The following is an 18,140-nucleotide window of genomic DNA, read 5'->3' as shown; positions in this document are numbered from 1 at the left end:
CCACGGCCTCGGACAGGAGCACAGCATGATCGAGAAACGCCCCTTCGCCAGCCTCGGCCACGCCAACCATGGCTGGCTCGATGCCACCCATCATTTCAGCTTCGCCAGCTATCAGGAGGCCGAGCGCATGAACTGGGGCCGGCTCCGGGTCTGGAACGACGACGCCATTGCCCCCCACAGTGGCTTCCCGCCGCACAGCCACCGCGACATGGAGATCATCACCTATGTCCGCGAGGGCGCGATCAGCCATGAGGACAGCCTCGGCAACAAGGGCCGCACCGGCGCCGGCGACGTCCAGGTGATGTCGGCTGGCACCGGCATCCAGCACAGCGAGTGGAACCATGAGGACGTTACCACCCGGCTGTTCCAGATCTGGATCATCCCCGATCGTGCCGGCGAGGCCCCCGGCTGGGGCGCCCGCGAGTTTCCGCGCGCCGAGCGCAGCGGCAGCTTCGTCACCCTGGCCAGCGGCATCGCCGGCGACGATGATGCCCTGCCAATCCGCGTCGACGCCCGGGTTGCCGGCGCCACCATCCGCGCCGGCGAGACAGTGCGCTACACCGCTGACCCGGGCCGCCACGTCTATCTCGTCCCCGCCCGCGGCCGCATCCGCGTCGGCGATGTCGAGGCCGACGCCCGCGACGGGCTGGCGATCACCAATCTCGCCGCCATCGACGTGACGGCGCTGGACGATAGCGAGGTCGTCCTCGTCGACAGCCAGTAAAATACCGCACCGGAACGGCAGCAATCCTGTCGTTCCGGTGCCTGTTATTAACCATTTGTAAGTGGCTCTTTGCCGTTCGTTGACGCAACATGGTGCCATGGAAATCAGCGATACGCCGGCACCGCCGGGGTTGCTGGTGGAGGGTCTCGTCAAGTCCTTCGCCGGCCGCCGCGCGGTCGATGGTCTTGACCTCCGGGTCGAGGCTGGCGAGCTATACGCGCTGCTCGGCCCCAACGGCGCCGGCAAGACCACCAGCCTGCGCATGGTCACCGGCCTCGAAACCCCGGATTCTGGCCATATCCGCGTCTGCGGTATCGATGCGCTGGTCCATCCGCTGGCCGCCAAGGCCCGCACCGCCTGGCTGCCCGACGAGCCCTTGCTCTACGACAAGCTCTCCCCGCTCGAATATCTGGCCTTTGTCGCCGGCCTCTGGCGCGTGCCCCCCGCCGTCGCGGCCGCCCGCGCCGACGCGTTGCTGGCCCTGCTTGGCCTCGACGAAAAGCGCGACTCGCTGTGCGAAACGCTGTCGCGCGGCATGCGCCAGAAGGTCGCACTCGCCGGGGCGCTGATCCACGCGCCCGACCTGCTGATCCTCGACGAGCCGTTGACCGGCCTCGATGCCGGCGCGGCCCGGCTGGTCAAGGACCTGCTCCGTGCCCGCGCCCGGGAGGGCGGCACCGTCATCCTCACCACCCACATCCTCGAGGTCGCCGAGCGGCTGGCGGACCGTATCGGCATCATCCGCGATGGCCGCCTCATCGCCCAGGGCACGCCGGCGGCACTGCGCGCCAGCCACGGCGGCGGCTCGCTGGAGGATGCGTTCCTCGCCCTGGCCGGCGCATGAGTAGCCTCGCTGCGCCGGCCAGCCTGCCCTGGCTGCTCGCCCATGAACTCCGCCTCGGCCTGCGGCTGGCGTCCGGCACCCGCCCGTGGCGCCGAGCGCTGGCGCTGCTGCTGGTGCTGGCTCTGCCCGTCGGCATCGGCTGGATCGCCGCCCGCGCGCTGGCCACGGCGCCGGACACCCCGTCTGCCGCCGGACTCGGCCTGCTGGTGATGGCGCATGCGCTGATGCTGCCGCTGATGGCCTCGCTCGCCGCTGTCCAGGTGCTCCGCACCTTCCGGGACCGCAACGATCTCGACCTGCTGCTGGCCGCCCCGGTGCCGCCGCGCCGGGTTTTCCTCGCCAAGGCGCTGGCCGTCTGCGGGCTGGTGGCGATGCCGTTCCTCGTCATGCTCGCCCCGTTCGTGCTGTTCTCGATAGGCTTAGGCCACTGGCGCTGGGGCGGCGCCCTTATCGTCCTCGTCGCCACCGCCACCGTGGCGACCTCGCTCGGCTTCCTGCTGGTGGCCGTGCTGACCGCCTCGGTCGGCGCCCGCCGGGCGCGGACGATCGTGCATCTCGGCAGCGCCGCGCTCGGCGCCAGCCTGTTCATTGCCAGCCAGGCCGGCGGCCTCAGCAGCAGCATGGCCGGCAGCCGCGCCGGCCTGGTCGCCCGGCTCGCCGCCAATGTGCCGCCGCCGCCGCTGGATGTCGCCGCTCGCGCCATGGTCGGCGACCCCGGGGCGTTGCTCGCCCTCGTCGCGCTGGCCATCGCCGCGCTGCTGCTCGCCGCCGGCCCCGGCGCCGCCCGGTTGGCCCGCCGCAACGAGGAGACCGCCCCCCTGCGCAGCGCCTGCCGCGGCCACTTCCCGGCCTCGCCGTTGTCGGCGCTGCTCACCAAGGAGCTGCGCCTGCTGTGGCGCGACCCGGAGACGCTGGCGCAGGTACTGCTGCGCTTCGTCTATCTGGTGCCGCTGCTGCTGCTGGCGCTGCGGGACGGCACGCCAGCGGACGTCGCCGCCGGGCAGATCCTCGCCGGCGGCGTCGCGCTGGCGACGATGGCCGGCTCCAGCCTTGCCTGGATCATCGTCTGTTCCGAGGAGGCGCCCGAGCTGGTCGAGGCCGCCCCGCTGCCCGGCTGGCAGCGCGCCGGCGCAAAGCTGGCACTGGCCTGCGGGCTGCCGCTGTTGGCGCTGGCACCGCTCATGGTCTGGCTCATCATATTGTCGCCGCCGGCCGCCGCCGCGCTGCTGCCGCTGGCGTTGCTGGGCGCTGCCAGCATGGCGTTGATCCAGGGCTGGCACGGCCCGCGGCTGCCGCGCGCCGCCTTCCGCAAGCGGCCGCGCGCCATGCTGCTGATGGGATTCGTGGAGATTGCCGTCGCCGCCGGCTGGGCGTTTACCGCCACGCTGGTCCATCGCCAGCATCCGCTGGCCTGGCTGCCGATGCTGTTCGTCGCGCTTGTCGTCCTTGTCGCCTGGGCCGGCCGGCCCGGGGTGTTCAGAGCGCCGCGCCGATCATCGGCTGCACCACAGGCAATACTTCCTGTGCCCCTTCGACAATCATCTTGATCGCCACATAGACGATCACTGCCAGCCCGACGAAGCCGATCCAGCGATAGCGCTCGATGTACTTGGCGATGAAGTTCGCCGCCACGCCCATCAGCGCCACCGACAGCACCAGCCCGATGACCATGATCTCGGGGTGGTCGCGCGCTGCGCCGGCCACCGCCAGCACATTGTCGAGGCTCATCGATACATCGGCCAGCGCCACCGACCAGGCGGCGGCGGCAAAGCTCTTCGCCGGCGGCGGTGCCGTGGTCGAGGTGAAGTCGTCCTTGTCCCCCGGCATGTCGATCTCGACCCGCTTGGGATTGATCTCGCGCCACATCTTCCACGACACCCACAGCAGCAGCAGCCCGCCGGCCAAGATCAGCCCGACGATCTGCAGCAGCTGGGTCACCAGAAGCGCAAAGATCACCCGCAGTACCAGCGCTGCGCCGATGCCGATCAGGATGACATTGCGCCGCTGCTTGGCCGGCAGCCCCGCAGCCAGCGCCCCCACCACGATGGCGTTGTCGCCGGCAAGGACGATGTCGATCAGCACCACCTGCCCAAAGGCAGCCAGCGCTTCCGGGGTGAGGAAATAGGCGAGGTCCATCGGCGTCAGCTAGGCGTTCCCGCGGCCATTTACCAGAGGCTCAATCGCGCAAAAGCTCGTTGATCCCGGTCTTGGCGCGCGTCTGTGCGTCCACCGTCTTGACGATGACCGCACAATAGAGGTTCGGCCCCAGCGTGCCGTCGGGCAGTGGCTTGCCGGGCAGCGTGCCCGGCACCACCACCGCATAGGGAGGCACCTTGCCGATATGCACCTCGCCGGTCGCCCGGTCGACGATCTTGGTCGAGGCACCGAGATACACGCCCATCGACAGCACTGCACCCTCGCCGACCTGAACGCCCTCGGCCACCTCGGCGCGCGCGCCGATGAAGGCGCCGTCGCCGATGATCACCGGCGCCGCCTGCACGGGCTCCAGCACGCCGCCGATTCCCGCCCCGCCGGAGAGATGGACATTCTCGCCGATCTGGGCGCAGCTGCCCACCGTCGCCCAGGTATCGACCATCGTCCCCTTGCCGACGCGCGCGCCGATGTTGACGAAGCTCGGCATCAGCACCACGCCCGGCGCGATGAACGCCCCGCGCCGCACGATCGCGCCCGGCACGGCGCGGAAGCCCGCGGACTGGAAGTCGTCGGGCGTCCAGCTCTCGAACTTGGTCGGCACCTTGTCCCACCACAGCCCACCGCCGGGCGCGCCGAACACGCCGGCGTTCGGCGTCAGCCGGAAGCTCAGCAGCACCGCCTGCTTCAGCCATTCATTGACCTTCCAGCCGCCGGCGCCATCCGGCTCCGCCACCCGCAGGCTACCGTCATCAAGCCCGTCGAGCGCCGCCTGCACGGCATCGCGCAGCACGCCGCCGGTCTGCACGCTCACCTGGTCGCGGGTCGCCCAGCCTTCGGCGATGATGGCTTCGATCTTGGTCATTGGTCCTCCAGCAGGGCAAGCGTCATGGCCAGGAACTGGCCAACATCATGGGCAATGTAGTCGATATGCGCGCGGTCGATGCCAGGGTCCTTCGCCGGCCCCTGCTCGGACCCATTGTCGATCCACACGGTGGTCATGCCAATCGCCTTGGCCGGCACCAGGTTGCGCGCCATGTCCTCGACGAACAGGGCGCGCGTCGGGTCAACGCCATGCGCCTCGCAGAAATGCGCATAGGCCGCCGCCTGCGGCTTGGGCACATAGCCGAGGGCATGGATGTCGTGCATCGCCTCGAAGCTCTCGGACAGCCCGAGCCGCGCCAGCACCCGCGTCGCATAGGGCGCGTCGGCATTGGTGAACACCAGCTTGCGCCCCGGCAGCCGCGCCAGCATCAGCCCGAGGTCGGGATGCGGCTGCACCACATCGATGTCGACATCATGGACATAGGCAAGGAAATCATGCGGATCGACGCCATGCGCCGCCATCAGCCCCGGCAGTGTCATGCCATGGCTATGGAAAAAGCCCTTCTGCACCCGCCACGCCTCATCGGCATCGCAGCCGAGCAGCCGCTGGATATAGCTGCCCATCCGCGCATCGATCTGCGGAAACAGGCTCGACGACGCCGGGTACAGCGTGTTGTCGAGATCGAAGATCCAGGTGTCGATATGGGCAACCATCGGCGATGCTGGTAGCCCGGCCGCCGGCAAAGGGAAAGTGCCGCGCTACTTCCGCGCCCCGTTCCCGGCCCCGTCGATGGCCCGGCAGTCCTCGGGCACCATCCGCCCCACCGTCCAGGTCAGGTTATCGCCCTTGCCGACCATCATGTGCCTCGGCGTGCCATAGCGGAACCCCGAGCCGCTGGGCTGCTGTGGCAGCCGCAGCGCCACGCCGTCGCCGGTATCGACCACCGCCATTTCGTCCTCGAAGCGCACGCCGAGCCGCGTGCCCCGCTCGCATTCGAAAACGACATTGATCGGTGCCACCGGGTTCGGCGCCACCGGCCGGGCCGGGCTGGTCGCACAGCCAGCTAGCAGCAGCGCCGCCAGCGCTGGCCTCACCCGACTTCCTTGGCCTCGGTGAACTTGTAGAAGATGCCCTGCTCATCGTCGCCGTGCAGCGTCAGCACGCCCTCGATCGTCCGCACGTCATAGGACACCTTGACCGGCGAGGCCGCGCGCACCTCGACGAACTGCATCGGCAGCGGGTTGAGATGGAACGGGCAATCCGGCGGATAGGCCAGCAGCACGAAATGGGTCTGGCTCGCGCCATTCTCCAGCGGCAGCATATAGCCATTCACCTTGATCCGCTTGCCGGCGAGCGCCTTCACCGCCGCCGGAAACACCGGCTTGGAGCGAATCATGTTGTTCTGGTCCTTGCGCGTCGTTTCCTTGGTCGATTCGAGCACCGACCAGGCCACCCCGCCCGGCGGCGTCGGCGCCGGTTTCCACACCGTCTCGCTCGGCTTCAGATTGTCGTTGCGCGCCGCCTGCGCGGTCGCCGCCCCCAAGGGCACGGCAAAGGTCGCAATGATCAGCATCAACAGGGCAGAACGCATGGCCATCTCCTATCGACTGTTCGCCAGCGTGTCGGCGATATCGGCGCGGAACACCCGCAGCGCCGGCAGCAAGGCCGCCAGCGCACCAATAGCAAGCGCGCCGAGCACAATCCAGACCTCGGCCATCTCGAAATGCGCGGCATCCAGCCCCAGCTCGGCAAGCTGGCGGATGTTCGCCGCCGCCAGGCCGATCACCGCATGGCCGAGCGCCACCCCGAGCAGCGCCCCGGCGGCCGCCAGCGCCACGCCCTCGAACAGGATCTGCCCGAAGATGCTCGCCCGGCTCGCACCGATCACCCGCAGCATCGCCATGTCGCCCTCGCGCTGGCGCAGCGCCGTATAAAGCGCCACGAAGATCGACAGCCCGGCGGTCAGCAGCAGCAGCAGCGCCAGCGCCCGCACTGCATCGAGCCCGAGCCCGACGAGGCTCAGCAACCGGCTGATCTCCACCGCCGGCACCGCCGCCTGCATGTTGGTCTGGCGGTTGATGAAGCTCGGCAGCTGGATGGCCGCCAGCGGCGAGGCATAGGTCACCAACAGCGCCGTCACCTCGGCCTGCATCGCATGCGGCCGCGCGCTGGCCCCTTCCGCCTGCGCATCGCCGTGCCCGACATGCGCCTCATGGTCCTCGCCGGCATGCGCCGCCTCGGCCCCTGGCCCATGATCGGGCTTGCCATCGCAATCATGGTCATGCGGCACGCCGGTATCGCAGGCCGCCTCCTCGCCATGGTCATGATCGGCCGCCGCATGGTCGGCTTCGCCATCATGGTCATGATCATGGTCGCCCTCATCATGGGCGATCCCGTGCACGTCCCACACGCTCTCCACGCTGGTCAGGATCAGCCGGTCAATCACCGTCCCCGTCGGCGCCAGCCGTCCGACCACCATGAACGGCGCATGGTCATGCCCGCTCGCCCGGTCGTCGTCCGAAAGCCCGTGGCTGCCGACGAAGCGCTGCCCCATCGCCATGCCCAGCCCGCGCGCCACCTCGCTGCCGATCACCACTTCGCTGGTCTTGTCCCAGTACCGCCCCTCGGCCAGCGTCGCGCCATAATGCTCGGGGTAGGCCCGCTCGCTGCCAACGATCCGGTAGCCCCGGAAATTGTCGCCCAGCGCCAGCGGGATCACCTTGGCCACCGTCCGCTCGCGCCGCAGCGTGTCCACCGAGTCGAGCGGGATGTTCCCGGTCGGCACATCGGCATGGTAGATGCTGGACAAGATCAGCTGCAGCGGCGACCCCTTGGCCCCCACCACCAAGTCGATCCCCTGCGCATCGCGCGTGAACCGGTCCTCCATCTGCCGCGCGAACAGCAGCAATATCACCAGCGTCGCCACCGCCAGCGCCAGCAGCAGGATGTTGAGCAGCGTGTTCAGCCCCCTGTCGCGCAGATAGGCGAAGGACAGCCCGAAAAAGCTCATGCCGCTGCCCGTCCTGCCGGCGGCACCAGCGTCAGCACCTCGGCAAAGCGGCTGCGAATGCGCTGGTCATGTGTCGCCACCAGCAGCGTCGCCCCGGTATCGGCCGCCGTCTCGAACAGCAGGTCGATCATCGCCATCGCATTGCTGTCGTCGAGCGCCGAGGTCGGCTCATCCGCCACCACCAGCCGCGGCCGCGTCACCAGCGCCCGGGCGATCGCCGCCCGCTGGCCCTCGCCCTGCGACAGCGTGCGCGGCTTGGCATCGGCGCGGTGGGCCAGCCCCACCCGCCCTATCAGCCGCTCGACATCGGCCGGATCATTCTCGCCGCGCCCGATATGCTGCGCCAGCGCCAGGTTCTGCCGCACGGTCAGCGCCGGGATCAATCGCAGCGTCTGGAACACCAGCCCAATCGTCCGCCGCCGCAGCGCGTCGCGGGCATCGGCGGACAGCGCCGTCATGTCGGCGCCGTCGATCCAGGCATGGCCCTGGCTCGGCGTGATCAGCCCGGTGATGACATTGATCAGCGTGGTCTTGCCCGATCCGGACGGACCGAGCACCAGTGCATGCTCCCCTATCTGTTGCCGCCAGTCACCAATCGCCATCACAGGCCGGCCATCGATCCGATGCGCCAGGTCCTGAAGTCGTACGAGCGGGGTGCCGGCCTCAGCCGGCCCGCTCAACGCGCGGCGGGCGTGGGGGTGGAGGCGTCGGCGACCGTCTCGGCGGGGCTCTGAGCCGTGGTCGCTGCGGTCTGGTTCAGACCATATTGGCGAATGAAGGCGGCGCGGGCATTGGCCATCGCTTCCTCGCGGGCGCGCGCCGCTTCTTCGGGGTCCATGCCCACCCGGTAGCTGTGACCGGCAAAATCAGGCAGGTAATCAAGGTCGCAAGCAAGAGCCGGCGCACCCGAGACCATGGTTGCAACGATCAGACTGGCAGCGATTCGCATGAAAAATCTCCCCGTAGAGATTGTGTTACATCAGCTGTGCATTAAAGTCCATATCCGGCGTGTGCGCCGCACAATCGGGGGGATTGACCATGAAAACCGCAAGACTGCTCGCCGCCGCGCTGCTGGCAACCGCCTCGCCGCTCTGGGCCGCCGCCAGCCCGGCGCTCAAGAACGCCGCCATCGCCGGTGTCGATGCCCGCGCCAAGCTCTCGCAGGAAATGGTCGACACGCTGTTCAGCTATGCCGAACCCGGCTTCCAGGAATATCGTACCGCCGACTATCTCACCGGCATCCTCGAGAAGAACGGTTTCAAGATCACCCGCGGTGTCGCCGGCATCCCCACCGCCTGGACCGCCACCTGGGGCGAGGGCGGGCCGCTGATCGCACTCGGCAGCGATGTCGACGCCCTGCTCGGCCTCAGCCAGCTCCCCGGCAGCCCCGAGATCAAGCCGATGCTGGAAGGCGCCCCCGGCCATGGCGAGGGCCATAACAGTGGCCTGCCGATGATGATCACCGCCGCGCTCGCCGCAAAGGAGGTCATGGAGAAGAATGGCCTCAAGGGCCGGCTGATGATCTGGCCCGGCGTCGCCGAGGAGCTGCTCGCCACCAAGGCCTATTATGTCCGCGCCGGCCTGTTCAAGGATGTCGACGCCTCGCTGTTCGCCCATGTCGGCCGGGATTTCGCCATGAGCTGGGGCCCGTCCGGCAACAACGGGCTGGTTTCGGTCGAATATACCTTCAAGGGCTATACCGCCCATGCCGCCGGCGCCCCCTGGTTCGGCCGCAGCGCGCTGGACGGCGTCGAGGTCATGAACATGGCCTGGAACCTTCGCCGCGAGCATCTGCCGCTCAGCCAGCGCTCGCATTACATCATCACCAACGGCGGCGATCAGCCCAACATCGTCCCCGGCGAGGCCAGCGTCTGGTACTTCTTCCGCGAATCGACCTTCGAGACCATCCGCGCCCTCTACGAAATGGGCAACCGCACCGCCGAGGCCGCCGCCATGGCCACCGACACCAAGGTCAGCCGTCGCATCCTCGGCACCGCTGCCCCCAATTACAACAACCGCCCGCTCGCCGAAGCCATGCAGGCCAATATCGAGAAGGTCGGCATGCCCAAATGGACGGCCGCCGACCAGGCCTTCGCCAAAGCCGCCCAGCAGGCCAACAAGGCCAAGCTCGAGCCGCTGCCCACCAAGGTCTCGCCGATCTCGACGCCCGAAATGCGCGGGCCCTCCACCGGCGGCGGCTCGGACGATATCGGCGACGTGATGTGGGCGGTGCCCACCGCCACCATCCGCTACCCCTCCAACATCCCCAACATGGTCGGCCACAATGTCCAGAGCGCCATCGCCATGGCCACGCCGATCGCCCACAAAGGCGTCATCGTCGCCGCCAAGGCCGTGGCGATGACGCTGCTCGATCTCGTCACCACGCCCAAGATCATCGCCGACGCGAAGACTTATTTCACCACCGTCCAGCAGAAGGACGAGAAATACTGGACCGTGCTGTCGGACACCGACCAGCCGGCGATCCACCTCAACGAAAAGACGATGAAGGAATTCCGCCCGCAGATGGAGCGCTTCTATTACGACCCGTCGAAGCACAGCAGCTATCTGGAGCAGCTCGGCATCGCCTATCCCGGCGTGCCGGTAAACTGAACCCGCCTAGAGGTTCTCGCGTTCCATCACCACATCGACGGAAATCTCCGCCGGCATCGGCACCAGCCGCATGATCGTCGCCCCGGCGGACGGGACGGTAATCGCCGTGCGGACCTGGTCCGCGCCGACATTGCCGGCCACGATCGTCACGCTGTCCGGTGACACCCAGCCCGGCATGCCCGCCAGCACGGCTGTGCGCACCGCCGTCGGCGTCGCGGAGCCCACGGCCAGCGCCCGGGCGCCGTTGCGCGCCGTGGTCAACATGCTGTTGTAGGTAAACATCAACACGCCATACTGAACCGAACCGAAGAACAGCAGCAGCAAAAGCGGCAATATCAGCGCGAATTCGGCGGCGGCGGCGCCCCGCCGGCAGGTAATGGCCGTCGCGCTGTGGAAGCACGATTCGCGCTCACCATGCGATTGGGCCGCCATCACCATGCCTGCGCTATCCCTTCCACCGCCGATTCTCTTCTGCCGCAACATTACCGCATCGGATATCGCAAAACCATTCATCCTTGGCAATCTGTTAGTAATTTACCATTGCCTGACGCGGCCTTGCAAAAAACCATATCGACACAGCAAGTTGGCCCCGGCCGGGCGCCGATGAAATGTCGACATGGTTAAGCCGAATGTAAGACTTCGTATGAGAACGAACTCTTAACCCCTTTCAATGTTGACGCTTTTTCAAGCCGACCCTAACCGAATGTTGAGCCGGCCGAGCGCCCGGAGGAACTGCTTCATCATCCTGATGATCAGCCTTCCCGGGTCCAGGCAGGTTCGACAGGCCAACTCCGGGCTCTCGGGGGCGGCGTTTCACACCGGGACGCCCGGACAGGAAGGGACCAAGATCATGATGAAGCTCCTCAAGAAGATCAAGTTCGACAAGAGCGGCGCCTCGGCCGCTGAATATGCGCTGATGCTCGCCGTCATGGGCGGCATCGTCATCATCGCCATCACCACGCTGGGCCAGAGCGTCACCGACAGCCTCGACGCCGCTTCCGACCAGCTCGATGAAAATCGCGCTGGCGACTAATAGCCGATCGGCCCGAAATGGCCGGGAAGGAACCCGCGCTCCGAAAGGAGTGCGGGTTTTTTCCTGCCGGGTTCTGCAGCGCCTAACCCAGGGCCACATCATCTGCCGGAGAATGGCCGAATTCCTGACCATGGCATTTCATGCCCGTAAAGCGAATAAGCATTCTGAAATATATCGGCTTTTCCTGTTCGCACCGCCTGCGATGGGCGGGACCCTGAACTTAGCCACGCGTCATCAAGACATCAGGTTCGTCATGAATCTTCTGGCCTCTTGGCAAGAGTCTTCTAGAGGTATATGGATTCATGAAGATTTCCTTGAACGCGCGTAAATCCGATAACGCGCGGCGAAGGTTTGGGGACGTTTGATGCAGGGTCAAATGGCAGGGGTGCAAGGGAGCGCCAAGGGGTCGTTCGCACCCCTGGCAGTCAACTTCGGCTGTTCATGGTCGTACTCTGGGCATGGATATTTCATGGCCCATGCGATCAAGCGAATCCCGTCGGGGAGCCTCGCCGATGCGTAAATCATCGATCTACATGCTGCTCACGGCGATTGCCCTCGGGCTGTTCGCGGTGTTTCTGGCGCGAGCCTTTCTGACCACCAGCGAAAAGTCGCGGTCCTCGCAAGCCTCTGTTGCCACGGTCGAGATCGTCGTTGCTGCCGCACCGATAGAATTTGGCGAGCGTATCGCACCGGAAAAGCTGAAGCTGGTCCAATGGCCTGCCGGAAACCTGCCGGACGGCACGTTCAAGCGAGTTCTCGATGCGGTCGACGAAGGCCAGCGCGTTGCGCTGCGCGCCATCGAGCCGAATGAGCTCATCACGGCGCGCGCCCTGTCCGGCAATGGCGGCCGCCTGTCGACGTCGCCGCTGTTCAACGAAACGATGCGGGCCATCGCCATCCCGATCAACGAGGTGGCCGGCGCCGCCGGCTTCATCGTGCCGGGTGACCGTGTGGATGTGTTCGTCACCCGCAGCGGTGACAATGAGGAATTGCCCTATACCGATCTGATCGTTCAGGCCGCGCGGGTGCTGGCCGTTGGCCAGAACGCCGATGCCGGCAAGACCGAGGCAAGTGTCGCCAAGTCAGCCACCATCGAGGTAACGCCGCTCCAGGCCCAGCGCCTGAGCCTCGCCCAGAACGTCGGCTCCTTGAGCGTTGCCCTGCGCAATCTCTCCGACGAAAGCCGGGTGCGTCTCGAAACGGCGCAGATCCGCGATCTGAACGACGGCACCATCACCCGGATCCTGCGCAAGCCAGACCGCACCGCCGCTATCGTCGCCGAGCCCGCCGCCACAGGGCCTGCCACAGCCATTGCCGCCCGGCCCCAGGGTCCGACCGTCGAGATCTTCCGCGGCGGCAAGCAAGGCACCACATCCAGCGTCTACGGCGTACCGAAATGATGACATCAATGGGGGGAACAAGGCGGGTGATTCAGGCAGTACCATCAGCGGTAGCGCGCCTGTTGCTCGTGCCGACGGTCGCGCTCTGCACGGTCTGGCCGGTAGCGGCCCAGACCATGATCGGCGGGTCGGCGACCACCGACGCCCGCACCGGTGCCGTCCTCCAGCTGCCGATCAACAAGAGCCAGACGCTGCGGGTCGGCCAGAATTTCGCCAAGGCGGTGATCGGCAATGACGAGATCGCCGATGTGCTGCCGCTGTCGCAGTCGAGTGTCTATGTGCTCGGCCGCGCCCTGGGGTCGACCAACCTCAGCCTCTACGACAAGGCCGGAAAGGTGATTGCCGTCGTCGACATCGTCGTCGGCCCGGACGCCCAGGGCCTCAAGGCGACCGTCGCCCAGCTGATGCCGGCCGAAACAGTCGGCATCTCGATATCCAATGGCTCGGTCGTCCTCAGCGGCACGGTGTCGAGCGCCGTGGCGGCAGAGAAGCTGATGACCATCGCCGAGACCTACGCCCCCAAGCGTGTCGTCAACATGCTCGGCGTCGGCAACGTCCAGCAGGTGCTGCTCGAGGTCAAATTCTCGGAAATGTCGCGCTCGGTCGTCAAGCAGCTGGGCATCAACCAGTTCAGTTTCGATGGCACGGGCGGCGGCGGCCTCATCAGTGCGCCCCCCGACGTAACGTTTAACCCCTATCAGGCGGTCATCAGCCTGCCCAATGCCAGCAACCTGCTGGTCAGCATCGACGCGCTCGAACGCAAGGGCCTGGTCCGCACGCTCGCCGAGCCCAATCTCGTCGCCCTGTCGGGAGAAACCGCCTCCTTTCTCGCCGGCGGCGAATTCCCGGTGCCGGTCGGCGTCGCGCTCAACGGCCAGGTGGCGATCGAGTTCAAGCAGTTCGGCGTCAGCCTCGCCTTTACGCCGACCGTGCTCGAGGACGGGCTGATCAATCTGCTCGTCGGCCCCGAGGTCAGCCAGCTTGATCCTGCTGCCGGCATCGAGCTCAGCGGCCTGCGCATTCCCGGCCTCCGGGTCCGCCGCGCCCGCACCACGGTCGAACTGCGCGACGGACAAAGCTTTGCATTGGCAGGCCTTATCCAGAGCGATTTTTCCGATACACTCAGGGCCATTCCGCTGCTGGGCCGGATCCCGCTGATCGGCGCGCTGTTCCGGTCGACCGCCTACAACAAGCAGGAAAGCGAGCTGGTGATGATCGTCACGCCCCGCCTGGTCCGCCCGGTCGCCGCCGGCTCGCTGGCACTGCCGACCGACCGGGTACTGGAGCCGTCTGACACAGACATGTTCCTGAACGGCCGCTCCGAGCGCCGTTTGCCCGCCCCGTCGGTCCCAGTGGGCCCCGCCCCCGGCGGCCCCGGCAGCGGCTTCGGCCACATCATCCAGTGACGGAGGCCCCGATGATGCGTCTGCTCAAGGCGACGGTGCTCGCCGCCCCCCTGCTGCTCGCCCCGCTGCTAACCGCCTGCGAGACCCCAGACCCCGATTTCGGCTATTCGGTGCGGCGCAATGGCGTGCTGCAGGTCGTCAACATGCAGCCCGTGTACGCCGGCGTGCCGATGGAGGGCGGTGACGCCGTCCGCGCCACCGACGCCCAGCGCCGCTACCTGCGCGGCCAGTCCAAGACCCTGCTCAAGGTCGACGGCAAGTCCGGCATCGGCGAGCAGGGCGGCGCCACCGACACCGGCACCGGCGGCACCGGCCGGACGGCGGGCAACTGACCATGGGCGAAATGGCCCCTCTCAGCCTCGCCGACCGGGCCGCCGCGCTGCGCGTCACCATCGTGCTGGCGCCCGGCATCGCCGCGCTGCTCGATATCGACCAGCTGGTCCTGCCCGGCGTCTCGATGCAGCTGCACGCCGGCTCGCTCGCCAGCTTCACCGCCCAGCCCGCCCTCGTCGCCGCCACCGACATCCTCGTCGCCCAGCTCGATCCCGATGACGCCGCCGAGGTCGCCGCTTTCGAGGCCCATGCCAGCCGCATGGCCGCACGCATGCCGGTCGTCGCCGCCGTGCGCGATCTCACCGTCACGGTCATGCGCCGGCTGCTCAAGACCGGCATCGCCGATGTCATGCCGCTGCCCTTCACCCCGGAGGATATCGCCCAGGCACTGGAGAATGCCCGCGAAGCCGCCCGGCTGGCGCAGGAGCGCCTCCGCCAGGGCAGCACCGCCGCCATCCCCGCCGCCACGACCCGGCGACAGGGCCGCATCATCAGCTTCCTCGGCGCGCTCGGCGGCGTCGGCACCACCAGCCTCGTCACCCAGCTCGGCGTGCTCTGGGCGGCGGACAAGCGCGTCTGCCTGATCGATCTCGACGTCCAGTTCGGCAACGCCGCGCTCTACCTCAATCTCCGCCCCAAGCTCACCGTCGCCGATCTGATCGACGCCGGCGACCGTCTCGATTCCTCCTATCTCGCCTCGGTTGCCGAGCTGCACACCAGCGGCCTCCATGTCATCGCCGCCCCCACCGACATCGTGCCGCTGGACATGCTCACCCCCCAGGCCATCGAGCGGCTGTTCACGCTGGCCAGCGAAACCTGGGACATCGTTCTCGTCGACCTGCCCGCCGCCTGGATCAACTGGTCGGCCGCCGCGCTGACCCGGTCGGATGCGGTCGTGCTGGTCAGCGAGATGTCGGTGGCCGGCGTCCACCAGGCCCGCCGACAGCTGGAGATGATCGACGCCAACGGTCTGCAGGAGCGCGTCCAGCTGGCGATGAACCGCGTCACCACCTCGCTGTTCCGCAAGGCCGACATGACCCAGACCGAGCAGGCGCTGAAGCGCAAGGTCGCCTATTCGGTCGCCAACGACTATCCCGCCATGTCGTCGGCAATCGACGAAGGCCGCCCGGTCGCCGCGATCAAGGTCCGCTCGCGGATCGAGAAGGACCTGCGCGCCATGCTCGCCGGCCTCGATACGGCCCCGGCGGTGCTGCCATGATCTGGCCGAGCCGCCGCTCCAGCCTGTCATCGGACACGGCGACCCTGGCGCCCGCCCCGCCGGCCCCGGCGCCGGCCCCGGTCCCGGAGCCGGCCCCCCAGCCGGTCGCCCGCAAGCCCGAGCCCCAGCCCGATACAAGGCGGATGGAGGCCTATACGGCGCTCAAGGTCACCCTCCACCAGAAGCTGATCGAGCGGATCAACCTCTCGGCGCTGGACAGCATGACCCGCGAGCAGGTCGGCCGGGATATCGGCGAGATCGTCCAGGAGATGCTGAAGGAGCTCAACCACGCGCTCAATCTCACCGAGCGCCGACAGCTGGTGGAGGACATCCTCGACGAGCTTCTCGGCCTCGGGCCGCTCGAACCGCTGCTCAAGGACCCGACCATCTCGGACATCATGGTCAATTCGGCCAGCATCGTCTTCGTCGAGCGCCGCGGCCGCATCGAGGAGGTCGGCACCCGCTTCGCCGACGATCGTCACCTGATGCGCATCATCGGCAAGATCGTCAGCAACGTCGGCCGCCGCGTTGATGAAAGCTCGCCGATGGTCGACGCTCGCCTGCCCGATGGCAGCCGCATCAACGCCATCATCCCGCCGCTGGCCATCGACGGCCCCTGCCTGTCGATCCGCAAATTCTCCAAGACCCCGATCGACCTCGACAAGCTGGTCGGCTTCGGCGCGCTCACCGAGGATGCCGCCACCGTGCTGCGCGGCGTCGTCGAATCGCGCCGCAACCTCATCATCTCGGGCGGCACCGGCTCGGGCAAGACCACGATGCTCAACGCACTGTCCGCCTCCATCGACAATGGCGAGCGCATCGTCACCATCGAGGATTCGGCCGAGCTCCAGCTCCAGCAGCGCCATGTCCTCCGCCTCGAGACCCGCCCCGCCAACATCGAGGGCCGCGGCGAGGTCAACCAGCGCGACCTCGTCAAGAACGCGCTGCGCATGCGCCCCGACCGGATCATCCTCGGCGAAATCCGCTCCGGCGAAGCCTTCGACATGCTGCAGGCAATGAACACCGGCCATGACGGCTCGATGACCACCGTCCACGCCAACACTCCGCGCGACGCCCTCAGCCGCATCGAGCAGATGATCGGCATGTCCGGCATCGACATCAGCCCCAAATCGGCCCGCGCGCAGATCGCTTCGGCCGTCCAGATCGTCCTCCAGCTCTCGCGCCTGTCGGACGGCTCGCGCCGCGTGCTGTCGATCGCCGAAGTCACCGGCATGGAGGGCGACGTCATCCTGATGCAGGAGATCTTCCGCTTCGAGCGCCAGGGCGTCGACGCCAATGGCAAGGTCATCGGCGAAATGAAGCCGATGGGCATCCGCCCCAAATTCGCCGAGATCCTCCAGGCTCGCGGCATCAATCTGGCGCCCGAGCTGTTCGATCCCTATCGCCGGAAGGCCGGCTGATGGAGGCGCTGCTCGATCCCCGCTTCGGCGTCTATCTGGCGGTGTTCGCCGCCGTGGTGCTGCTCGTCGAGGGTGCCTTCCTTTATTACCGCGATGTCGTGGCGCCGCGCTCGCGGGTCAGCCGGCGAATGCAGATGCTGGCCCAGGGCGCCACCAACCTCGAGATCATGGAGAGCCTGCGCCGCCAGCTGCCGGACCGGTCCAAAGCGCTGCTGCCGTCGCTGATGACCCATGTCGAAACCCGCATGACACAGGCGGGGATGCGGATGAAGGCCTCGTCGATGGTCACCGGCATGGTCGCGACCACGCTTGTCGTCGGCCTGGTTTTCCCGATCCTGGGCGGCATCACGGGCCAGCTCACATCGCCCATGGCCTATGTCCTGCTCGTGCTGTTCGCGCTCGCCATCGGCGTCGTCGTGCCGCTGATGTATCTGAATGTTCAGGCCACCAAGCGCATCAAGCTGTTCGAAAAGCAGTTTCCGATGGCGCTGGACATCTTTGTCCGCGGCCTGCGGGCCGGCTATCCCGTCACCTCGGCCCTTGAGCTGCTCGTGTCCGAGGTGCCCGATCCGATCAGTTCGGAATTCGGCCTGGTCCTCGCCGAGATGAACTATGGCTATAACCTCCGCGACGCCCTCGCCAATCTGGCCGACCGCATCCAGACGCAGGACATCCAGATGTTCGTCGTGTCGGTGGCGATCCAGGCCGAGACCGGCGGCAGCCTCGCCGATATCCTCGATGGCCTGTCCAAGGTGATCCGGGACCGTGCCGCCATGGTCCTCAAGGTCAATGCGCTGGCCAGCGAAGGCAAGATGACCGGCACGCTGCTAACCGCGTTGCCGATCCTTACCTTCGCCGCCATGTTCGCCACCCAGCCGCGCTTCTATCTCGATGTCATCGACGATCCCTGGTTCATGCCCGGCGTCGGCGGCATGGCCGTCTTCTATGTCCTGGGCATCCTGCTGATGCGCAAGATCATCGATATCAAGGTCTGACCGGTGACCGACACCCCCGGCCAGGATCTGATGTCGCTGCTCATCATGGCGGTTGTCTTCGTTGCCGTCGTGCTGATCGTGCTGGCGGTGGCGCCGATATTCCAGCGCCGTGTCGACATCGCCGCCCGGCTGTCCAGCGATGCGCCGACCAGCGCCGCCCAGAAAAAC

At 67.3% G+C, this 18,140-nt stretch carries 21 protein-coding genes; 12 read left to right on the top strand and 9 right to left on the bottom strand.

Translation table 11 applies throughout. From position 1 onward, the window contains the following. Window positions 1-25 precede the first annotated feature (25 nt). The 3 genes from ACTIFJ_RS11755 to ACTIFJ_RS11745 all read left to right on the top strand — a co-directional run bounded on the left by ACTIFJ_RS11755 (window position 26) and on the right by ACTIFJ_RS11745 (window position 3,115). Window positions 26-724 carry a pirin family protein gene (locus ACTIFJ_RS11755; RefSeq protein WP_439534299.1) on the top strand — a complete coding sequence of 233 codons (699 nt, stop codon included), beginning with the start codon at window positions 26-28 and terminating at the stop codon, window positions 722-724. Between the two features lie 97 nt (window positions 725-821). Continuing rightward, window positions 822-1,568 (top strand): ABC transporter ATP-binding protein, encoded by a 747-nt coding sequence (locus ACTIFJ_RS11750; RefSeq protein ID WP_439534297.1) that lies wholly within the window; start codon window positions 822-824, stop codon window positions 1,566-1,568. After that, the gene (locus ACTIFJ_RS11745; protein ID WP_439534296.1) at window positions 1,565-3,115 is read left to right on the top strand and encodes an ABC transporter permease; all 1,551 of its coding nucleotides are present in this window, start codon (window positions 1,565-1,567) and stop codon (window positions 3,113-3,115) included. The genes ACTIFJ_RS11750 and ACTIFJ_RS11745 overlap by 4 nt, the downstream gene beginning before the upstream one ends. On the opposite strand, the gene ACTIFJ_RS11740 is transcribed toward ACTIFJ_RS11745, so the two are convergent. The 8 genes from ACTIFJ_RS11740 to ACTIFJ_RS11705 all read right to left on the bottom strand — a co-directional run bounded on the left by ACTIFJ_RS11740 (window position 3,045) and on the right by ACTIFJ_RS11705 (window position 8,504). Further along, window positions 3,045-3,704 (bottom strand): YjbE family putative metal transport protein, encoded by a 660-nt coding sequence (locus tag ACTIFJ_RS11740; protein WP_439534295.1) that lies wholly within the window; start codon window positions 3,702-3,704, stop codon window positions 3,045-3,047. The two genes, ACTIFJ_RS11745 and ACTIFJ_RS11740, sit on opposite strands and share 71 nt — an antisense overlap. A gap of 40 nt (window positions 3,705-3,744) precedes the next feature. After that, a complete protein-coding gene (locus ACTIFJ_RS11735) occupies window positions 3,745-4,584 on the bottom strand; it encodes a 2,3,4,5-tetrahydropyridine-2,6-dicarboxylate N-succinyltransferase (protein WP_439534294.1) in 840 nt (279 codons plus the stop codon). Further along, window positions 4,581-5,258 (bottom strand): pyrimidine 5'-nucleotidase, encoded by a 678-nt coding sequence (locus ACTIFJ_RS11730; RefSeq protein WP_439534293.1) that lies wholly within the window; start codon window positions 5,256-5,258, stop codon window positions 4,581-4,583. Before ACTIFJ_RS11730 ends, ACTIFJ_RS11735 begins: the two co-directional genes overlap by 4 nt. 45 nt (window positions 5,259-5,303) lie before the next feature. Then, complete coding sequence (locus tag ACTIFJ_RS11725) at window positions 5,304-5,639, bottom strand: MliC family protein (protein WP_439534292.1); 336 nt, start codon at window positions 5,637-5,639, stop codon at window positions 5,304-5,306. After that, window positions 5,636-6,136: a DUF3299 domain-containing protein gene (locus ACTIFJ_RS11720; protein ID WP_439534291.1), complete on the bottom strand. Its 501-nt coding sequence runs from the start codon at window positions 6,134-6,136 to the stop codon at window positions 5,636-5,638. Before ACTIFJ_RS11720 ends, ACTIFJ_RS11725 begins: the two co-directional genes overlap by 4 nt. Before the next feature lie 9 nt (window positions 6,137-6,145). After that, window positions 6,146-7,555 (bottom strand): FtsX-like permease family protein, encoded by a 1,410-nt coding sequence (locus ACTIFJ_RS11715; protein ID WP_439534290.1) that lies wholly within the window; start codon window positions 7,553-7,555, stop codon window positions 6,146-6,148. Next, a complete protein-coding gene (locus tag ACTIFJ_RS11710) occupies window positions 7,552-8,157 on the bottom strand; it encodes an ABC transporter ATP-binding protein (protein WP_439534289.1) in 606 nt (201 codons plus the stop codon). The genes ACTIFJ_RS11715 and ACTIFJ_RS11710 overlap by 4 nt, the downstream gene beginning before the upstream one ends. A gap of 74 nt (window positions 8,158-8,231) precedes the next feature. Further along, window positions 8,232-8,504 (bottom strand): hypothetical protein, encoded by a 273-nt coding sequence (locus ACTIFJ_RS11705; RefSeq protein WP_439534288.1) that lies wholly within the window; start codon window positions 8,502-8,504, stop codon window positions 8,232-8,234. Between the two features lie 89 nt (window positions 8,505-8,593). Here ACTIFJ_RS11705 and ACTIFJ_RS11700 point away from each other — a divergent pair, with 89 nt between their 5' ends. Then, a complete protein-coding gene (locus tag ACTIFJ_RS11700) occupies window positions 8,594-10,165 on the top strand; it encodes an amidohydrolase (protein ID WP_439534287.1) in 1,572 nt (523 codons plus the stop codon). A gap of 6 nt (window positions 10,166-10,171) precedes the next feature. Here ACTIFJ_RS11700 and ACTIFJ_RS11695 read toward each other — a convergent pair whose 3' ends face one another. Further along, window positions 10,172-10,597, bottom strand: coding sequence for a TadE/TadG family type IV pilus assembly protein (locus ACTIFJ_RS11695; RefSeq protein WP_439534286.1), 426 nt, complete (start codon window positions 10,595-10,597; stop codon window positions 10,172-10,174). A 418-nt stretch (window positions 10,598-11,015) separates the two neighbouring features. Here ACTIFJ_RS11695 and ACTIFJ_RS11690 point away from each other — a divergent pair, with 418 nt between their 5' ends. From ACTIFJ_RS11690 to ACTIFJ_RS11655, 8 genes are all read left to right on the top strand, one after another. Next, window positions 11,016-11,198 carry a Flp family type IVb pilin gene (locus tag ACTIFJ_RS11690; protein ID WP_439534285.1) on the top strand — a complete coding sequence of 61 codons (183 nt, stop codon included), beginning with the start codon at window positions 11,016-11,018 and terminating at the stop codon, window positions 11,196-11,198. Beyond that, window positions 11,176-11,526, top strand: a complete 351-nt coding sequence (locus ACTIFJ_RS11685) for a hypothetical protein (protein ID WP_439534284.1) — start codon at window positions 11,176-11,178, stop codon at window positions 11,524-11,526. Before ACTIFJ_RS11690 ends, ACTIFJ_RS11685 begins: the two co-directional genes overlap by 23 nt. A gap of 184 nt (window positions 11,527-11,710) precedes the next feature. Next, complete coding sequence (gene cpaB, locus ACTIFJ_RS11680; protein WP_439534283.1) at window positions 11,711-12,598, top strand: Flp pilus assembly protein CpaB; 888 nt, start codon at window positions 11,711-11,713, stop codon at window positions 12,596-12,598. A gap of 68 nt (window positions 12,599-12,666) precedes the next feature. Continuing rightward, window positions 12,667-14,004, top strand: coding sequence for a type II and III secretion system protein family protein (locus tag ACTIFJ_RS11675; protein ID WP_439534298.1), 1,338 nt, complete (start codon window positions 12,667-12,669; stop codon window positions 14,002-14,004). A gap of 11 nt (window positions 14,005-14,015) precedes the next feature. Then, complete coding sequence (locus ACTIFJ_RS11670; protein ID WP_439534282.1) at window positions 14,016-14,336, top strand: hypothetical protein; 321 nt, start codon at window positions 14,016-14,018, stop codon at window positions 14,334-14,336. A 2-nt stretch (window positions 14,337-14,338) separates the two neighbouring features. Then, window positions 14,339-15,556: an AAA family ATPase gene (locus tag ACTIFJ_RS11665; RefSeq protein WP_439534281.1), complete on the top strand. Its 1,218-nt coding sequence runs from the start codon at window positions 14,339-14,341 to the stop codon at window positions 15,554-15,556. Then, entirely contained in the window at window positions 15,553-16,977 is a 1,425-nt protein-coding gene (locus ACTIFJ_RS11660; RefSeq protein ID WP_439534280.1) for a CpaF family protein, read from the top strand. The genes ACTIFJ_RS11665 and ACTIFJ_RS11660 overlap by 4 nt, the downstream gene beginning before the upstream one ends. Further along, window positions 16,977-17,972, top strand: coding sequence for a type II secretion system F family protein (locus ACTIFJ_RS11655; RefSeq protein WP_439534279.1), 996 nt, complete (start codon window positions 16,977-16,979; stop codon window positions 17,970-17,972). The genes ACTIFJ_RS11660 and ACTIFJ_RS11655 overlap by 1 nt, the downstream gene beginning before the upstream one ends. Window positions 17,973-18,140: the final 168 nt, after the last annotated feature.

It is taken from the genome of Polymorphobacter sp. (assembly GCF_051860865.1).
GTDB lineage: Bacteria > Pseudomonadota > Alphaproteobacteria > Sphingomonadales > Sphingomonadaceae > Sandarakinorhabdus.
Note: the sequence above shows the minus strand (reverse complement) of the source record. Positions and strands in the feature narration are given on the sequence as shown.